Annotated in this window: 14 protein-coding genes; 11 read left to right on the forward strand and 3 right to left on the reverse strand. The window is 64.1% G+C overall.

The genetic code is table 11. The annotated features are described in order from the left end of the window. Positions 1 to 179 precede the first annotated feature (179 nt). Together BRAS3843_RS35770 and BRAS3843_RS35775 are read left to right on the forward strand one after the other, a co-directional pair. Entirely contained in the window at positions 180 to 482 is a 303-nt protein-coding gene (locus tag BRAS3843_RS35770) for a DUF1244 domain-containing protein (RefSeq protein WP_035983935.1), read from the forward strand. A gap of 292 nt (positions 483 to 774) precedes the next feature. Then, positions 775 to 1050: a DUF2312 domain-containing protein gene (locus tag BRAS3843_RS35775; RefSeq protein WP_008974157.1), complete on the forward strand. Its 276-nt coding sequence runs from the start codon at positions 775 to 777 to the stop codon at positions 1048 to 1050. A gap of 197 nt (positions 1051 to 1247) precedes the next feature. Here BRAS3843_RS35775 and BRAS3843_RS35780 read toward each other — a convergent pair whose 3' ends face one another. The 3 genes from BRAS3843_RS35780 to BRAS3843_RS35790 all read right to left on the reverse strand — a co-directional run bounded on the left by BRAS3843_RS35780 (position 1248) and on the right by BRAS3843_RS35790 (position 7138). Continuing rightward, positions 1248 to 2834 carry a DUF882 domain-containing protein gene (locus BRAS3843_RS35780; protein WP_008974158.1) on the reverse strand — a complete coding sequence of 529 codons (1587 nt, stop codon included), beginning with the start codon at positions 2832 to 2834 and terminating at the stop codon, positions 1248 to 1250. Positions 2835 to 3101: 267 nt separating this feature from the next. Next, positions 3102 to 5270, reverse strand: a complete 2169-nt coding sequence (locus BRAS3843_RS35785) for a L,D-transpeptidase family protein (RefSeq protein WP_035983917.1) — start codon at positions 5268 to 5270, stop codon at positions 3102 to 3104. 356 nt (positions 5271 to 5626) lie between these two features. After that, positions 5627 to 7138 carry a sigma-54 dependent transcriptional regulator gene (locus BRAS3843_RS35790; RefSeq protein ID WP_008974161.1) on the reverse strand — a complete coding sequence of 504 codons (1512 nt, stop codon included), beginning with the start codon at positions 7136 to 7138 and terminating at the stop codon, positions 5627 to 5629. 120 nt (positions 7139 to 7258) lie between these two features. Here BRAS3843_RS35790 and BRAS3843_RS35795 point away from each other — a divergent pair, with 120 nt between their 5' ends. The 9 genes from BRAS3843_RS35795 to BRAS3843_RS35835 all read left to right on the forward strand — a co-directional run bounded on the left by BRAS3843_RS35795 (position 7259) and on the right by BRAS3843_RS35835 (position 15399). Continuing rightward, positions 7259 to 9157, forward strand: coding sequence for a M3 family oligoendopeptidase (locus BRAS3843_RS35795; protein ID WP_008974162.1), 1899 nt, complete (start codon positions 7259 to 7261; stop codon positions 9155 to 9157). An 88-nt stretch (positions 9158 to 9245) separates the two neighbouring features. Beyond that, complete coding sequence (locus tag BRAS3843_RS35800; protein ID WP_008974163.1) at positions 9246 to 9470, forward strand: AbrB family transcriptional regulator; 225 nt, start codon at positions 9246 to 9248, stop codon at positions 9468 to 9470. Further along, positions 9467 to 9859 carry a type II toxin-antitoxin system death-on-curing family toxin gene (locus BRAS3843_RS35805; protein ID WP_008974164.1) on the forward strand — a complete coding sequence of 131 codons (393 nt, stop codon included), beginning with the start codon at positions 9467 to 9469 and terminating at the stop codon, positions 9857 to 9859. Before BRAS3843_RS35800 ends, BRAS3843_RS35805 begins: the two co-directional genes overlap by 4 nt. 109 nt (positions 9860 to 9968) lie before the next feature. Then, positions 9969 to 10121, forward strand: a complete 153-nt coding sequence (locus BRAS3843_RS35810) for an aa3-type cytochrome c oxidase subunit IV (RefSeq protein ID WP_008974165.1) — start codon at positions 9969 to 9971, stop codon at positions 10119 to 10121. A 106-nt stretch (positions 10122 to 10227) separates the two neighbouring features. Further along, positions 10228 to 11355: a Re/Si-specific NAD(P)(+) transhydrogenase subunit alpha gene (locus BRAS3843_RS35815; RefSeq protein ID WP_008974166.1), complete on the forward strand. Its 1128-nt coding sequence runs from the start codon at positions 10228 to 10230 to the stop codon at positions 11353 to 11355. Between the two features lie 23 nt (positions 11356 to 11378). Continuing rightward, positions 11379 to 11696: a proton-translocating transhydrogenase family protein gene (locus BRAS3843_RS35820; protein WP_008974167.1), complete on the forward strand. Its 318-nt coding sequence runs from the start codon at positions 11379 to 11381 to the stop codon at positions 11694 to 11696. A gap of 39 nt (positions 11697 to 11735) precedes the next feature. Then, entirely contained in the window at positions 11736 to 13133 is a 1398-nt protein-coding gene (locus BRAS3843_RS35825; RefSeq protein ID WP_008974168.1) for an NAD(P)(+) transhydrogenase (Re/Si-specific) subunit beta, read from the forward strand. A gap of 30 nt (positions 13134 to 13163) precedes the next feature. After that, entirely contained in the window at positions 13164 to 13964 is an 801-nt protein-coding gene (locus BRAS3843_RS35830) for an alpha/beta hydrolase (RefSeq protein WP_008974169.1), read from the forward strand. Between the two features lie 100 nt (positions 13965 to 14064). After that, on the forward strand, positions 14065 to 15399 hold the full coding sequence (locus BRAS3843_RS35835; protein WP_008974170.1) for a sodium:proton antiporter: 1335 nt from the start codon (positions 14065 to 14067) through the stop codon (positions 15397 to 15399). The last annotated feature ends 39 nt before the right edge of the window (positions 15400 to 15438 follow it).

A 15438-nucleotide genomic window follows, 5' to 3' on the forward strand; every position in this document is an offset into this window, starting at 1 on the left:
CGTGGCTTGGCCTTTCGACGTCAACGGCGGAGGTGGCCGTGATGCACGCTGCGATCGAGCCCCCAAGCCCTTGTCTGTAACAAGCTTGCCCGCAACACGATATGGCCAACCCGGCGACGAGGCCGCACTATATAACAGAAATCTGCAACAACGTGACAATGGAACGGAAAACGAACGAGATGGCGATGGATACCACCACCCGGACCGAGCTCGAAGCCGCCGCATTCCGCCGGCTGGTCGAGCATCTTCGCGAGCGCACCGACGTTCAAAATATCGATCTGATGAATCTGGCCGGGTTCTGCCGCAATTGCCTGTCGAACTGGCTCAAGGATGCCGCTGACGCCAGTGGCGTGTCGATGAGCAAGGATGAGAGCCGACAGGCGATCTACGGCATGCCTTACGACGAATGGAAGGCGAAGTACCAGCGCGAAGCCACGCCGGCGCAGCTCGAGGCGATGAAGAAGGCGCATCCCGGACATTGAGCTTCGTACCGGGCGCGGCCGATTGGCGGCGAGAGAGCAAACGTCAGATTCGCCAGGCGCGATTCGTGACTCTCGCGAATCGCGGCTCATCCGGCAAAGGCAGCCAAAACGCAAGCGGTACGCTGCCTTTTGCGGGCTGCAGCCATTGTGGCCACAACAAGATGTGGGCGCGCTGTGGATGAGGGCGATGTCGGCTTGACGCAAGGCACGCCAGATTTGAGGGTCTTTCCGGACACGCGCCTTGAACGACCGGCGCCTTCATCAGCCACACCAGTTCCTTTGGGAGTACCAGATGGCCACTGCCGCCGCCGCGAAAGACGACGACTCGCCCGCAACCCGCTTTGCCGTAGATCAGCTGAAGTCGATCATCGAGCGGATCGAGCGGCTGGAAGAAGAGAAGAAGGCCATCTCGGAGGACATCAAGGACGTCTATGCCGAGAGCAAGGGCAACGGCTTCGACGTCAAGGCCCTGCGTACCATCATCCGGCTGCGCAAACAGGACCCCAACGAGCGCCAGGAAGAGGAGAGCATCCTCGAGACCTATATGCAGGCGCTGGGGATGCTTTAAGCCTGGAACATTGAGACGTGCATTCGACGCTTTCCGTCTGTGACGGGAGGCGTCGTTTCATTTGTGCGCTCGGCTCTGTGCGACGACAGGGGGATGAGGCGTTCATCGACGCTGCTGGTCGCGTTCGAACAGACGCGTGATGTCAGGATGCGGGCTTGATGATGTCTTTCGCCCGGGCTCTCGCCGGCGCGGCGCGCTTAGCGCAACGAGGCGGCGCGCAGGACGAAGGACTTCGTCTCAAGCTTCACCGTCGCCGATCCCGAGAACTGGTCGTAGCTCAGGCCCGGGGCAGGGTCTTCCGCGAAGCTCATCGCGAGCACCAGTTGCGGCTTGACGAAATAGGTGCGCATGAGCGTGAGATCGGGATCGCCGAGCATCGTCACCGACATCGAGGTCGATGCACTCGGCGCCAGCAGCATGATGCGCATCCAGCTCGAGTTGTTTTCCTTCGCGGCGGAAATCCGCGTCGCGGTCGTGACCGGGCTGTCCTGACCCTGTGCGCCCTTGGCCTGCGCTCCGCTGGCGGCCACCGTGTTGGTCTCGGCATTGCGCGCCTGGGACCGCGTGTTGCGGACCGGGATCGGCGCCGATGCTGCGACAATGTGCGAGCGATCGACCGGGGACGAAGCCGGCGGAGCGAACGCCATCGCGTTCATGACACTGGCGGTGGCTTGCGGGTCGGCCGCGCGCCGGGCGGTGATCGCCGCGACCTGCTCGGGCGTTGCCTGCTTCGGATTGGCGGGATCATCACCCCAGAAGCCACGCGCGTTGATGATGTCAGACACGCTCTGTGGCGCGGCTTGCCCCGGTGCCGCCTGGGCCTCGGCTGTCGGCGCCGGCTGCGCCTTGATCGTTTGAACCAATTGCGAATCAGCTGAAGCAAGCTGGAGCGCGTTTGCGAGTTTGCCGCGCGGTGAAGTCTTGCCGTCCGTCGTCGCCCTGGCGGCGACCACTGCCGCGACGTGCACCGGCTTGGCGTCAGCCTCTGAGGCGCCTTCCTCGTCATCGTCGGCGGGCTTGCCCCGGAACAGGCGCGCAAGCAGGGTCGGCTTGCCCGTGGTCGCGCCATCGCCATCGCCGCGCTTCTCGATCTCGGCTCGCGCCAGTTCGTAGCCCTTCAGCGGCACGCCGTCGGAGGGGATATGAACGGTGCGACCGTCCGGGAAAACCTTCACCAGCTGGTCATGGTTCATGCGCGGCCAGTGGCGGATGTTGCCGGTATCGAGATGAACGAAGGGTGACCCGGAGGTCGGATAGAAGCCGACGCCGCCGCGCTGCAGGCGCAGGCCGGCATAACGGATCTGTTCGAGCGGCACGCCTGGGATGTAGAAGTCCATCGCGTGGCCCAGCATATGCTGGCTGTGACGGGCGACGCCCGAATGCGCCGAGCGGCGGCGCAGCATCGCGTTGGTGCCGGGCGAGCGATACGACGAGACGATCTGGATCGGCTGCTTGCCGTCGACGTCGCGATAGACCTCCCACAGGATATCGAACAGGTGACGGTCCATGACCGTCTCATCCTGGGTGCGCCAGTCGCGCAGGTAATGATTGAGCTTCTTCAGCGCGTCTTCGTCGTAACGGCCGTCGCGCTTGAAGGTGATCGTGAGATCTTCGTCGGAATGGGTGTGGTGGAAGGAGAGGGTGCGGGTTTCGTTCAGCGCTGCTGCGTCATGAACCGAGCCGGCAGCGCCGAGCAAGAGCAGCGAAGCCAATCCGATCTGGCATCCGGCCTTCCCTGCGAATTGGGGAAGCGAATGCAATTGGCGCACGAAACCAGACAGCAAGATAAGTCCACCCCGTCGACCAGCGTCACCTGAACCGCTCGTGCCAGCCCCAACTGTCGCGAGCGAGAAAACGCGTTCCTAAGGCGGGATGGTTAAGGGAGATTGACCGACCCGCCCCCCAGATTAGGCTTAATATAAGCTCTTGAGTGTGGCGAAAAAGCGCCAGCGATTCTTGGTTGCCTGGAATGGTTAACAGAGAACGACCTCGCTCCAGGCCGTGAGCCGAGAGCGAGGTCGTTGATTTCACGAGATAATTAAGCGCGGAGATCAGCGGGTGAACACCCCGCGCGGCTGGCCCCGGCGTCCGATGGGGGCCGGCGGCGTCGGGTTGAAGCCGCCACCGCCGAACAGGCGTTCGAAGAAATTCGGCCCCGACGAGTAATCATTACCGGCGGCGACGCTGACCGCGCTGGGGAGCGGGCCGGTCGGGCGCGAATAGCTCGGCTGGGCATGGGCGACCACGTTCTCGAGGTCCTTGCCGCGATTGTTCTTCAGCATCGCGATCATGGTGGCGTCGCGGCCATAGATGTCCTTGCGGAATTGCAGCTTGCCGGCGTCGTCCACGAACGCGGTCTGGTAGGTGATGTTCACCGGGATCGGGGTCGGGAATTTGAGGTCGATCTCGCTGGAGCCGTACATGCTGCGGATCTTCTCCGGCGTGTAGTGCTGGTTCGGCTCGGCGATATTGAGCAGCACCGAGGCGTACTGATCCGGATACTGCACGCGCATGCAGCCGTGGCTGAAGGCGCGCTCGTCCTTGGCGAAGAGGTATTTGTCCGGCGTGTCGTGCTGGTAGACCAGGAATTTGTTCGGGAAGTTGAAGCGGATGCGGCCGAGCGCATTGGCTTCACCGGGCGGCTGCGAGATGTGGATCGAGCCATCGCGCGCGCGCTCGAGCCGCAGGCCCATCCGCTCCAGCACGGTCGGATCCTGCTGCAGCGCCGGCAGATACTCGTTGTAGATGATCGACGGCGGCACGTTCCAGGTCGGATTGACCGTGATGAACTTCATGGTCTCGCTGAGCAGGGGCGTGGCGTGCACGCCCGGCTTGCCGGTCACCACGCGCGTCGTCCAGACCTGGGCGCCGTGCTGCATGACCTTCAGCGTATAGTCGGGAACGTTGAGGATCACATAGGCATCGCCGATTGCGGGGGCGCCGAGATCGCGCGGCAGCCAGCGCCAGCGCTCCATGTTGACGAGGATGGTATCGATCTGCTTGTCGCGCTTGGGCGTGTTGAGCGCCTTGACGGTGCGGTCGTCGAGAATGCCGGTCGGCTTCAGCTCGACGCTGTCCTGGAATTTGCGCACCGCAGCGGCGACCTTGGCGTCGTAACGGTCATCGCTCGGATTTTCGACGCCAAGCTTGGCGCGCAGTTGCGGCACGCGCGGGTCCGACATCTGGGCGTCCGCCTCGGGCGCGTTCTTGCCGCGGGCGGGCGTGTATTTCAGCGCGGGGCCATCCTCGATCTGGATCGCCGCGGCCTCGGCGCCGCCGCGCAATTCGGCGAGCTTGGCCTTCAGCTCCTTGTAGAGCTTCTGCGGCGGGTTGTAGCTGTCGAGCGCGGCGGAGGCATCCTTCGCACCGGTGACATTGGCGAGCACCTCGTTCGGATCGATCGGGTGCTCGGGATACTGGATATCGCCGGAGACCTGCGACCAGTGCATGCGGCCGCTCTGCGCCTGCCGCGCATAATCCAGCATGGCCGCAGTGAGCTTCAAATCGGCATCGGCGAGCGCATCGGGAGAGGTCGCAGCCGCGGCGAAATCCGGCACCGGATAGTCCGCCGGGTTCAGGCCGTCGGAGGCCGCCTCCTTCAGCCGCGCGATCACGCCCTTGGCGGCCGCCGTCAGATTGCCTGACTGGGTCCAGATCGGTGCGTAGTCGCGGGTCGTGTAGAACTTCTCGACCGCGGCGCGCTCGGCCTTGCGATCGAGGTAGCGCGCGCCCTTGGTCGTCATCAGATCGCGCAGGCGATCGGCGACCGGCTGGTCGGCCGCAGGGACGTTGCTTGCGGCCTTCACCGGATCCTTGGCGGTCTCGGTGGCGGGCGCTGCGGCCGTGGCCGGAGCGTTCGGAGCGGCGGCGGGCGCCGTCGCAGCCTTGTCCGGCTCGGTCGCCGGCGCAGCCGCGCTGTCGGCCGGCTTGATGGCGGGCGCGGCCGGAGCGGCAGCGGTGTCCTGCGGGGCTGCTGGTGTCTTAGCCGAATCGGGCGAAACCGTCGCGGTGGTATCGAGCTTGATGTCGGCAGCGGTCGGCGGCGGCACGTTGGCCGGCTCCGGCCGGGGGATCGCCGCTTCGATTGCGAGCTCAGCGGCACTGCTGCGCGGCGCATCGCCCTGCGCCAGCGCCGATGTCGCCGATACCGTGAGGAAGCTTGCCGCGACGGCCATCAGCACGCGGTCATATCCACCACGGGTCTTCACACAGTCTCGCATCGTCGCGTCCTTTGGATGTTCAGCTTCAGCATGGAACAGCGTCGGTTATCGTCGGCCGGCTTCAGCGCAAAGCTTGTGAGTGGCACGCCTGCACGCAACCGAGTCACGCCAAACGGTACCCACGCCCCAGCTCCGCGGCCAGCGCCGCGCGGGACGACTCACGATAGACTGACTCTCCGGGAAACCCCATCAAACCTATCGTGCGTTTGTGCCACGCGCTTTTTCCTTTGTCTGTCACCGCACGGCAACGGTTCAGATGTTCCCTTGTTGCGCGACCTTGCGGCGTTTTTCAGTCAATGGTGCGGGGCCATCTTGTCTTGTGGTCTTGGTGCATGTGCTAGCGCCTTGCGCTTGCCTCATTCGACCGACGGGCTATTCGCCGCGGCGTCCTCGCCATCGAGATCGCTGCGGTTGACCTCGTCGAGCTTGCGGTAAAGCGTGGAACGGCCGATCCTCAGCCGCCGCGCCACTTCCGACATCTGTCCGCGATAGTGCGAGATGGCGAAGCGGATGATTTCAGTTTCGAGCTCTTCCAACGGACGCATCTCGCCCGCCGGGGTGAGCATGGCCAAGCTGCCGTGTGCGGGCAGCGGGGCGATGGGTATATCGTTACCCGACACCATGGTGGTCACGGCCGGCTGGGCCGGCCGCTCCATCACCAGCGGGGGCGCCGGCTGAACCGGCGGCGCATGGGTCGGGATCAGCGGGAAATCGGCAATGTCGAGCTGGTCGCCCTCGCTCATGACCACCGCGCGATAGACGGCGTTTTCGAGCTGGCGGATGTTGCCAGGCCAATCGAGCTGGGTGAGATAGGCCACCGCCTCGCCGCCGATGCCGGTTAGCCTGCGGTTCTCCTCGGCGGCAAAGCGCGCCAGGAAATGCCGCAGCAGATGCGGGATGTCGTCGCGGCGCGCCCGCAGCGGCGGGATCGTCAGCGGCAGCACATGCAGCCGGTAGAACAGGTCTTCGCGGAAATGCCCTTCCTTCACGCGATCGAGCAGCCGGCGGTTGGTCGCGGAAATGATGCGCACATCGACCTTCACCGGTTTGCGGCCGCCGACCGCCTCGACCGCGCCTTCCTGCAGCGCGCGCAGCAGCTTGACCTGCGCGGCGAGCGGCAGTTCGGAGACTTCGTCGAGGAACAGGGTGCCGCCATGGGCTTCGACGAATTTGCCCATGTGGCGTTCGGTCGCGCCGGTGAATGCGCCCTTCTCGTGACCGAACAGGATCGATTCCACGAGATTGTCCGGAATCGCGCCGCAATTGACCGCGACGAACGGCTTTGTCTTGCGCTCGCTCGAGCCGTGGATGGCGCGCGCGAACAGTTCCTTGCCGACGCCGGATTCGCCCTCGATCAACACCGGGATCGCGGAGGATGCCGCCTTCTCGGCGATGCGCAGGATCGGCGCCATCGCCTCGCTGCGCGTGACGATGTCGGCGAAGGTCAGCCGGCCCTCGCGGCTGTGGCGGATGCGCTGCAATTCGCCCTGCAGCGCCGAGGTGTTGAGCGCATTGCGAAGCGAGACCTGGAGCCGCTCCAGGCCGACCGGCTTGACCACGAAATCATGCGCGCCGGCACGCATCGCGGAGACGACATTGTCGATGCCGCCATGGGCGGTCTGCACGATCACCGGGATGGAGAGGCCGGCTTCCCGCATCTTGGCGAGCACGCCCATGCCGTCGAGACCGGGCATCACGAGGTCGAGCACGAGCGCGTCGATCGCGAGTGCGTTGGGGCCGGTCAGCTTGTCGATGACCGCATCGCCGGTATCGACGACGATCGCCTCATAGCCGCATTTCTGCACCATGTTCTCTACCAGCCGACGCTGGACTGGATCGTCGTCGGCGATCAAAATGCTGGCAGCCATGGCTTTCCTCGCACGCTACAACTATCTGTCTCGAATCGGGTCACTCTCGCCGACACCGATTAACGCAACCTTAATCGTTGCGGTTCGGGACAACGTTTGAACACAGGTTACGGACACACGATGACCTCGCGCGCTTCTTCTTCCGCCCTCCGCAAGACCGCCAAATCGGCTGCCAAGTCGGCCGTCAAGAACAAGGCTCCCGCGAAACCGGCGAAGAGGAGTGTCGCCAAGGCGCCCGCGAAGACCGGCGCGTTGCCGGAGTGGAACCTGGACGATCTCTATTCCGGGATCGATGCGCCGGAGATCGAGCGCGATCTCGAGGAGATGGACGCCGACTGCATCGCGTTCGAGGCCGACTATAAAGGCAAGCTCGCCGAGCACACCGCGCGCGACGATGGTGGCGAATGGCTCGCGCGCGCCGTCCGGCGCTATGAAGCGATCGACGATCTCGCAGGACGGCTCGGGTCATTCGCAGGCCTGATCCATGCCGGCGACAGCGTCGACCCCGCGATCTCCAAATTCTACGGCGATATCTCGGAACGGCTGACGGCGGCTTCGACCCATCTTCTGTTCTTTCCGCTCGAGCTCAACCGCATCGACGATGAGGTGATCGAACGTGCAATGCAGACGCCGGCCCTCAACCATTACCGGCCCTGGATCGAGGACCTGCGCAAGGACAAGCCCTATCAGCTGGAGGATCGGGTCGAGCAGCTGTTTCACGAGAAGTCGCAGACTGGCTATTCGGCCTGGAACCGGCTGTTCGACCAGACCATCGCCGGCCTCCGCTTCAAGGTCGCGGGCAAGGAGCTCGCGATCGAGCCGACGCTGACCCTGCTGCAGGATCGCGACGGCGCCAAGCGCAAGGCGGCCGCGGAAGCATTGGCCAAGACCTTCAAGGCCAATGAGCGCAGCTTTGCGCTGATCACCAACACGCTGGCCAAGGACAAGGACATTTCCGACCGCTGGCGCGGCTTCCAGGATGTCGCGGACTCGCGCCATCTCAATAACCGCGTCGAGCGCGAGGTGGTCGATGCGCTGGTGTCCTCGGTGCGCGCGGCCTATCCGAAGCTGTCGCATCGCTACTATCAGCTGAAGGCGCGCTGGTTCAAAAAGAAGAAGCTCGCGCATTGGGACCGCAATGCGCCGCTGCCCTTCGCCGCGACCTCGACCATTGCCTGGCCCGAGGCGAAGGACATGGTGCTCTCGGCCTATCGCGGCTTCTCGTCCGACATGGCCGACATCGCGCAGCGATTCTTCGACGATCGCTGGATCGACGCGCCGGTGCGGCCCGGCAAGGCGCCGGGTGCCTTCTCACATCCGACCACGCCGTCGGCGCATCCATACGTCTTGATGAACTACCAGGGCAAGCCCCGTGACGTGATGACGCTCGCGCATGAGCTCGGCCATGGGGTGCATCAGGTGCTGGCGGCCAAGAACGGCGCGCTGATGGCGCCGACGCCGTTGACCTTGGCGGAGACCGCCAGCGTGTTCGGCGAGATGCTGACCTTCAAGCGGCTCCTGCGCGAGACCAAGAACCCCAAGCAGCGCCAGGCGCTGCTCGCCGGCAAGGTCGAGGACATGATCAACACGGTGGTCCGGCAGATCGCGTTCTATTCCTTCGAGCGCGCCGTGCACACCGAGCGCAAGAACGGCGAGCTCACGGCCGAGCGGATCGGCCAGATCTGGCTCTCGGTGCAGACGGAGAGCCTGGGGGAGGCGATCGAGATCAAGCCGGGCTATGAGAATTTCTGGATGTACATTCCGCACTTCATCCATTCGCCGTTCTACGTCTACGCCTACGCGTTCGGCGACTGTCTCGTGAACTCGCTCTACGCGGTCTACGAGCACGCCGCGGAAGGGTTCGCCGAGCGCTATCTGGCGATGCTCGCGGCCGGCGGCACCAAGCATTATTCCGAGCTGCTCAGGCCGTTCGGGCTGGATGCCAAGGACCCGAAGTTCTGGGACGGCGGCTTGTCCGTGATTGCCGGCATGATTGACGAGCTGGAGGCGATGGGCTGAGAGGAGGGCGTGTAAAACATTTGTTGAACGGTTGGCGGAGGCGTGTTATACGTTCGTTGAACGTGCTTTTCGGCGCCGGAGGATTGCAATGAAGATCGAGATCAAGAAGATCGGCAATTCCGACGGCCTGTTGTTGCCGCGCGAGTTGATGCAGCGGCTCGATCTCAAGCGCGGCCAGCAGTTGCATATCGTCGAGCTTCCCGGCGGTGGCTTTCAGGCGCTGCCGTATGATCCGGATTTCGAGCGGACGATGGAGATCGCCGACGAGATCATGGATCAGTACAAGGACACCTTGGCGGCGCTCGCCAAATGAGCGAGCAGGAGCCGCTCTGGATTACCTACGAACAGGCCATCGCTATCCACGCCCGCCAGCTGCGCCGCTTCGGCGGCGCGGCCGGTCTGCGGGATGAGGGCATGCTGCGCTCGGCACTGGAACGTCCAATCAATAAATGGAGCTACGAGCAGGCCGGCCTGCCTGAGCTCGCCGCCGCCTATGCGTTCGGGCTCGCGAAGAATCACGCATTCGTCGACGGCAACAAGCGGATTGCCTTCATGGCCATGATGACGTTTCTACGAAGAAACGGCGTGGCGTTTGCTCCGGATCCTGCACAGGCTACGGCGATGATCCTCTCGCTGGCCGCGGGAGAGGTCAGCGAGCAGAGCCTGACCCGCTGGATCCTGGACAATTGGCCGGCCGAATGAGCTGATAAGCAGGCCTGATCAGCAAAGTTGTGCAATCCGGGCGCCGTTGCCCTCAGAGCTGCTTTGCGCTATGCGACCTTCTTAAACGATAGTTTTTTGGGGGACCAAGATGGCAGATCACGGCGAAGTCGCCTATTCCACGGCTGACGGCAACGACTACGCAGAGCATGAGGCGACCTATTTGGGCTTCATCAAGCTCGTGAAGTTCGGCACGGTTACCGTCGCGCTCATCGTCATCTTGATGGCGATTTTCCTCACTTAAGTCGGTTTGCCCGCCACAAGTCGCTGGCGGGCTTTCAGCCGCCCGGCTGAAATCCCTGGAATTCCGCCCCTCTACAGCTCGCGCGCGCATCCGCGCCGGAGGCCTCATGAAGATTGCCGTCGCCAAGGAAATCGACCCGTCGGAGCCGCGGGTTGCCGCCTCTCCCGATACGGTGAAGAAATTCAAATCCTTAGGCGCCGAGGTCGCGGTCGAGCCGGGCGCCGGCCTGAAGTCGGGCGTGCCGGACGCCGAATTCACTGCTGCCGGCGCGACCGTCAGCGCGGATGCGCTCAAGGACGCTGATCTCGTCATCAAGGTGAAACGGCCGGAGCCGTCGGAGCTTGGGCAATACAAGCGCGGCGCCCTGGTCATCGCGATCATGGACCCCTATGGCAATGATGTCGCGCTGAAAGCGATGGCCGATGCCGGCGTCTCAGCGTTCGCCATGGAGCTGATGCCGCGCATCACCCGCGCGCAGGTCATGGACGTGCTGTCGAGCCAGGCCAACCTCGCCGGCTATCGCGCGGTGATCGAGGCCGCCGAGGCATTTGGCCGCGCCTTTCCGATGATGATGACCGCGGCCGGCACTGTGCCGGCGGCGAAACTGTTCGTGATGGGCGTCGGCGTCGCGGGCCTGCAGGCGATCGCCACCGCGCGCCGCCTGGGTGCGATCGTCTCCGCGACCGACGTGCGGCCTGCGACCAAGGAGCAGGTCGAGAGTCTCGGCGCCAAATTCCTTGCCGTCGAGGATGAGGAGTTCAAGAACGCGCAGACCGCCGGCGGCTACGCCAAGGAGATGTCCAAGGAGTACCAGGCCAAGCAGGCGGCTCTGACCGCCGAGCATCTCAAGAAGCAGGACATCGTGATCACGACGGCGCTGATCCCGGGCCGGCCGGCCCCGCGACTGGTCACGCTCGACATGGTCAAGTCGATGCGGCCGGGTTCGGTGCTGGTCGATCTCGCCGTCGAGCGCGGCGGCAATGTCGAAGGCGTGAAGCCCGGCGAGACCGTCGAGATCGACGGCGTCAAGATCGTCGGTATTCCGAACCTTGCCGGCCGCGTCGCGGCCTCGGCCTCCGGCCTCTATGCGCGCAACCTGTTTTCCTTCATCGAGACCCTGGTCAACAAAGAAACCAAGGCGCTCGCCGTCAATTGGGATGATGAACTGGTCAAGGCCACGGCTTTGACAAAGGATGGCGCCATCGTCCATCCGAATTTCCAGCCGAAGGCATAGTCAGAGGCATCAGGAGAAAAGTCATGGAGCATGTCGCCCAAGCCGTTGATCCCTTCGTGTTCCGGCTCTCGATCTTCGTGCTGGCGGTATTCGTCGGCTACTTCGTGGTGTGGTCGGTGACCCCCGCGCTGCACACGCCGCTGATGTCGGTGACCAACGCGATCTCCTCGGTCATCGTGGTCGGCGCGCTGCTCGCAGGAGGCGTCGCAAACGTTTCGAGCGGCAGCGGCTGGGCCCGCGCCTTCGGATTCGTCGCGCTGATCTTTGCCTGCATCAATATCTTCGGTGGCTTCCTTGTCACCCAGCGCATGCTGGCGATGTACAAGAAGAAGGCCAGGTAGGCGGCCCCTCGGGGTTGAAGAGGCGAATGGGGACCTGAGATGAGCGCCAATCTGTCGGCATTTTTGTATCTTGTGGCGGGTGTGCTGTTCATCCTGTCGCTGCGGGGGCTGTCGAGCCCGGCTACGTCGCGCCGGGGGAATCTGCTCGGCATGGTCGGTATGGCGATCGCGGTCGCCACCACGCTGGCCAATCATCCTCCGGCGGATGGGCTTGCGTGGCTGCTCGTCGTGGTCGGCATCGCGATCGGCGGTACGATCGGCGCCCTGGTCGCGCGGCGCGTGCCGATGACCGCGATGCCGGAACTGGTGGCGGCGTTCCACTCGCTGGTCGGCATGGCGGCGGTGCTGGTCGCAGCCGGCGCGTTCTATGCGCCGGAAGCCTTCGATATCGGCTCGCCCGGCAACATCCACACCCAGAGCCTGGTCGAAATGTCGCTGGGTGTCGCCATCGGCGCCTTGACCTTCACCGGCTCGGTGATCGCGTTCCTGAAACTGTCGGCGCGCATGAGCGGCGCCCCGATCATCCTGCCGGCGCGTCACCTCATCAACATCGCACTCGCCATTGCCCTGGTGGCCTGCATCGTCGGCCTCGTCGCAACCGGCAGCGCGGTCTTCTTCTGGCTGAACGTGATCCTGGCGCTGGCGCTCGGCGTGCTCATGATCATCCCGATCGGCGGCGCCGACATGCCGGTCGTGATCTCGATGCTCAACTCCTATTCCGGTTGGGCCGCGGCCGGCATCGGCTTCACGCTCGGCAATTCGGCGCTGATCATCACCGGCGCGCTGGTCGGCTCCTCGGGCGCGATCCTGTCCTACATCATGTGCCACGCGATGAACCGGTCCTTCATCTCGGTCATCCTTGGCGGCTTCGGTGGCGAGACCGCCGTGGCGGCCGGCGGTACCGGCGAGCAGAAGCCGGCCAAGCTCGGCTCGGCCGAGGACGCGGCCTTCATCATGAAGAACGCGTCCAAGGTCATCATCGTGCCCGGCTACGGCATGGCGGTGGCGCAGGCCCAGCACGCCCTGCGCGAGATGGCGGACACGCTGAAGAAGGAAGGCGTCGAGGTGAAATACGCCATCCACCCGGTGGCCGGCCGCATGCCCGGTCACATGAACGTGCTGCTCGCCGAAGCCAACGTCCCCTATGACGAGGTTTTCGAGCTCGAGGACATCAACTCCGAATTCGCCCAGGCCGATGTCGCCTTCGTGATCGGCGCCAACGACGTCACCAATCCGGCGGCGGAAGAGGACAAGTCCTCGCCGATCTACGGCATGCCGGTGCTGCAGGTCTGGAAGGCCGGCACCGTGATGTTCATCAAGCGCTCGCTGGCGTCCGGCTATGCCGGCATCGACAATCCGCTGTTCTATCGCGACAACACGATGATGCTGCTCGGCGACGCCAAGAAGATGACCGAAAGCATCGTCAAGGCGATGTAAGTCGCCGCAGGGAGCCATAGCTAGATCAAGATGGCTCTCCTCAAATGGCTCATGATTGTTCTCGCCGGGCTGTACGCCTGCGGCCTTGCCGCGCTGTTCGTGCGGCAGCGCGCGATGCTGTTCCCGATCCCGCCGGTCGGGCGCATCGCGCCTGACCAGGCCGGGTTTCCACAGGCCGAAGAACATGTGCTGACGTCGGCCGATGGCGAGAAGGTCATCGTCTGGCACGTGCCGGCAAGGGCCGGCCGCAAGGTCGTGCTGTATTTTCCCGGCAATGGCGACTTTCTCGCCGGTGTCGTTCCCCGCCTGAAGGCGCTCACGGCCGATGGCACCGGTCTGGTTGCGCTGTCCTATCGCGGCTATGCCGGTTCGAGCGGCAGCCCGAGCGAGCACGGGCTGCTATTGGATGCCAACGCCGCCTATGCCTTCACGGCCGAGCGCTATGCGGCGGATCGCATCGTGGCCTGGGGTTTCTCGCTCGGCACCGGCGTTGCCACCGCGATCGCGGCCGACAAGCCGATTGCCAAGCTGATCCTGGAAGCCCCTTATGCGTCGACTGTCGAAGTCGCCAGCGCGATGTTCCCCTTCGCGCCGGTCAGCCTGCTGATGCTGGATCAGTTCCGCTCCGACCTGCGCATTGCGCGCGTCAAAGTGCCGCTGTTGATCATGCACGGCGAGAAGGATCCCGCGATTTCCATTCGCTTCGGGGAACGACTGTACCAGCTTGCGCATGACCCCAAGCAATTCGTACGGTTTCCTCAAGGCGGGCACAACGATCTGGATTCATTTGGTGCAACGGAGACGGCAAAGAGATTCATCGACGCTTCATAAGGCCGTCGCCACCCGTTTGTTGCGATCGCTCGCTGCTGCCGTGCTGCTCGCAATTTGGCCCGCCAGCGCGCAGGCCGCCTCCGGCCTTGATGGCGCTGCCATGCGCTGGCCGTTCGCATTGCCGTTCGCAGGCCTGCTGCTCTCGATCGCGCTCGGCCCGCTGTTGTTGCCAAAGTTCTGGCATCACCATTACGGCAAGGCTGCAGCCTTCTGGTCTCTCCTGACGCTTGCGGCGCTCTCAGGGTTCGCCGGATTCGTGCCTGCACTGCAATCCTTCATTCACGTGCTGCTCGACGAATATCTCAGCTTCATCCTGCTGCTGTTTGCACTGTACACCGTGACCGGCGGCATTCTCATCACCGGCGGCATCCGCGGCACGCCGGCGACCAATACCGGCATTCTCGCGCTGGGAACGATCATTGCGTCGGTCGTGGGAACCACCGGCGCGGCCATGATCCTGGTGCGGCCGCTGATCCGCGCCAATTTGACACGGCGGCACAATGTTCATGTGCTGGTCTTCTTCATCATCCTGGCCGGCAATATCGGCGGCGCCTTGAGCCCGCTCGGCGACCCGCCGTTGTTCGTCGGCTTCCTGCATGGGGTCGACTTTTTCTGGACCACGCAGAACATCTGGTTGCAGACGGCGATCGTGGCCGGGTTGCTGCTGGTCTGTTTTGCCTGCCTCGACTGGTGGCTGTCCCGCCTCGAGCCGCCGCCGGACAAGACGGTCGCGCGCCACCCGGTGCGCATTCGCGGGCTCGTCAATGTCGTGCTGGTCGGCGCCATCGTCGTGAACATTCTGCTGTCGGCGACTTGGCAGCCGGGCGTGGCGTTCGACGTGTTCGGCACGCGATTGGAATTGCAGAACCTGGTGCGCAATGCGCTTCTTGTCGTCATCGCTGGCCTGTCGCTGTGGCTGACGCCCGAGGAGCATCGGGAGGCGAACGGCTTCACCTGGGAGCCGATCCGCGAGGTGGCGAAGCTGTTCGCGGCGATCTTCACCGCGATCGTTCCGGTGGTGGCGATGCTGCAGGCCGGACGCAACGGCAGCTTCGCCTGGCTGTTGGACGCGGTCACCACACCTGCCGGCGCGCCGCGTGAAGTGGCCTATTTTTGGTTCACGGGCTTGACGTCGGCATTCCTGGACAATGCACCAACCTACCTGCTGTTCTTTGAACTGGCCGGCGGCAATGCGCAGGTGCTGATGCGCGAGCTGTCCGGGACGCTGGCTTCGATCTCGATGGGCGCGGTCTATATGGGGGCGCTGACCTATATCGGAAACGCGCCCAACTTCATGGTCGAGGCGATCGCTCGCGAGCGCGGGGTCAGGATGCCGAGCTTCTTCGGCTATATGCTGTGGGCCGGGGCGGCGCTGATTCCGCTATTCCTGTTGTTGACCTTGCTGCCGATTCCCCCGCTGCTCAGCGCCAACTGAGCTGCTCCTCCGGCTTTGATGGCCCGCAAATCATGAGGA

Source organism: Bradyrhizobium sp. STM 3843 (assembly GCF_000239815.1).
Taxonomy (GTDB): domain Bacteria; phylum Pseudomonadota; class Alphaproteobacteria; order Rhizobiales; family Xanthobacteraceae; genus Bradyrhizobium.

Coding starts and splice junctions, on each gene's coding strand:
- BRAS3843_RS35810 (WP_008974165.1), top strand. CDS start 9,969: ATGGCAGATCACGGCGAAGTCGCCTATTCCACGGCTGACGGCAACGAC.
- BRAS3843_RS35825 (WP_008974168.1), top strand. CDS start 11,736: ATGAGCGCCAATCTGTCGGCATTTTTGTATCTTGTGGCGGGTGTGCTG.
- BRAS3843_RS35805 (WP_008974164.1), top strand. CDS start 9,467: ATGAGCGAGCAGGAGCCGCTCTGGATTACCTACGAACAGGCCATCGCT.
- BRAS3843_RS35800 (WP_008974163.1), top strand. CDS start 9,246: ATGAAGATCGAGATCAAGAAGATCGGCAATTCCGACGGCCTGTTGTTG.
- BRAS3843_RS35820 (WP_008974167.1), top strand. CDS start 11,379: ATGGAGCATGTCGCCCAAGCCGTTGATCCCTTCGTGTTCCGGCTCTCG.
- BRAS3843_RS35835 (WP_008974170.1), top strand. CDS start 14,065: ATGCGCTGGCCGTTCGCATTGCCGTTCGCAGGCCTGCTGCTCTCGATC.
- BRAS3843_RS35795 (WP_008974162.1), top strand. CDS start 7,259: ATGACCTCGCGCGCTTCTTCTTCCGCCCTCCGCAAGACCGCCAAATCG.
- BRAS3843_RS35815 (WP_008974166.1), top strand. CDS start 10,228: ATGAAGATTGCCGTCGCCAAGGAAATCGACCCGTCGGAGCCGCGGGTT.
- BRAS3843_RS35830 (WP_008974169.1), top strand. CDS start 13,164: ATGGCTCTCCTCAAATGGCTCATGATTGTTCTCGCCGGGCTGTACGCC.
- BRAS3843_RS35785 (WP_035983917.1), bottom strand. CDS start 5,270: ATGCGAGACTGTGTGAAGACCCGTGGTGGATATGACCGCGTGCTGATG.
- BRAS3843_RS35775 (WP_008974157.1), top strand. CDS start 775: ATGGCCACTGCCGCCGCCGCGAAAGACGACGACTCGCCCGCAACCCGC.
- BRAS3843_RS35790 (WP_008974161.1), bottom strand. CDS start 7,138: ATGGCTGCCAGCATTTTGATCGCCGACGACGATCCAGTCCAGCGTCGG.
- BRAS3843_RS35770 (WP_035983935.1), top strand. CDS start 180: ATGGCGATGGATACCACCACCCGGACCGAGCTCGAAGCCGCCGCATTC.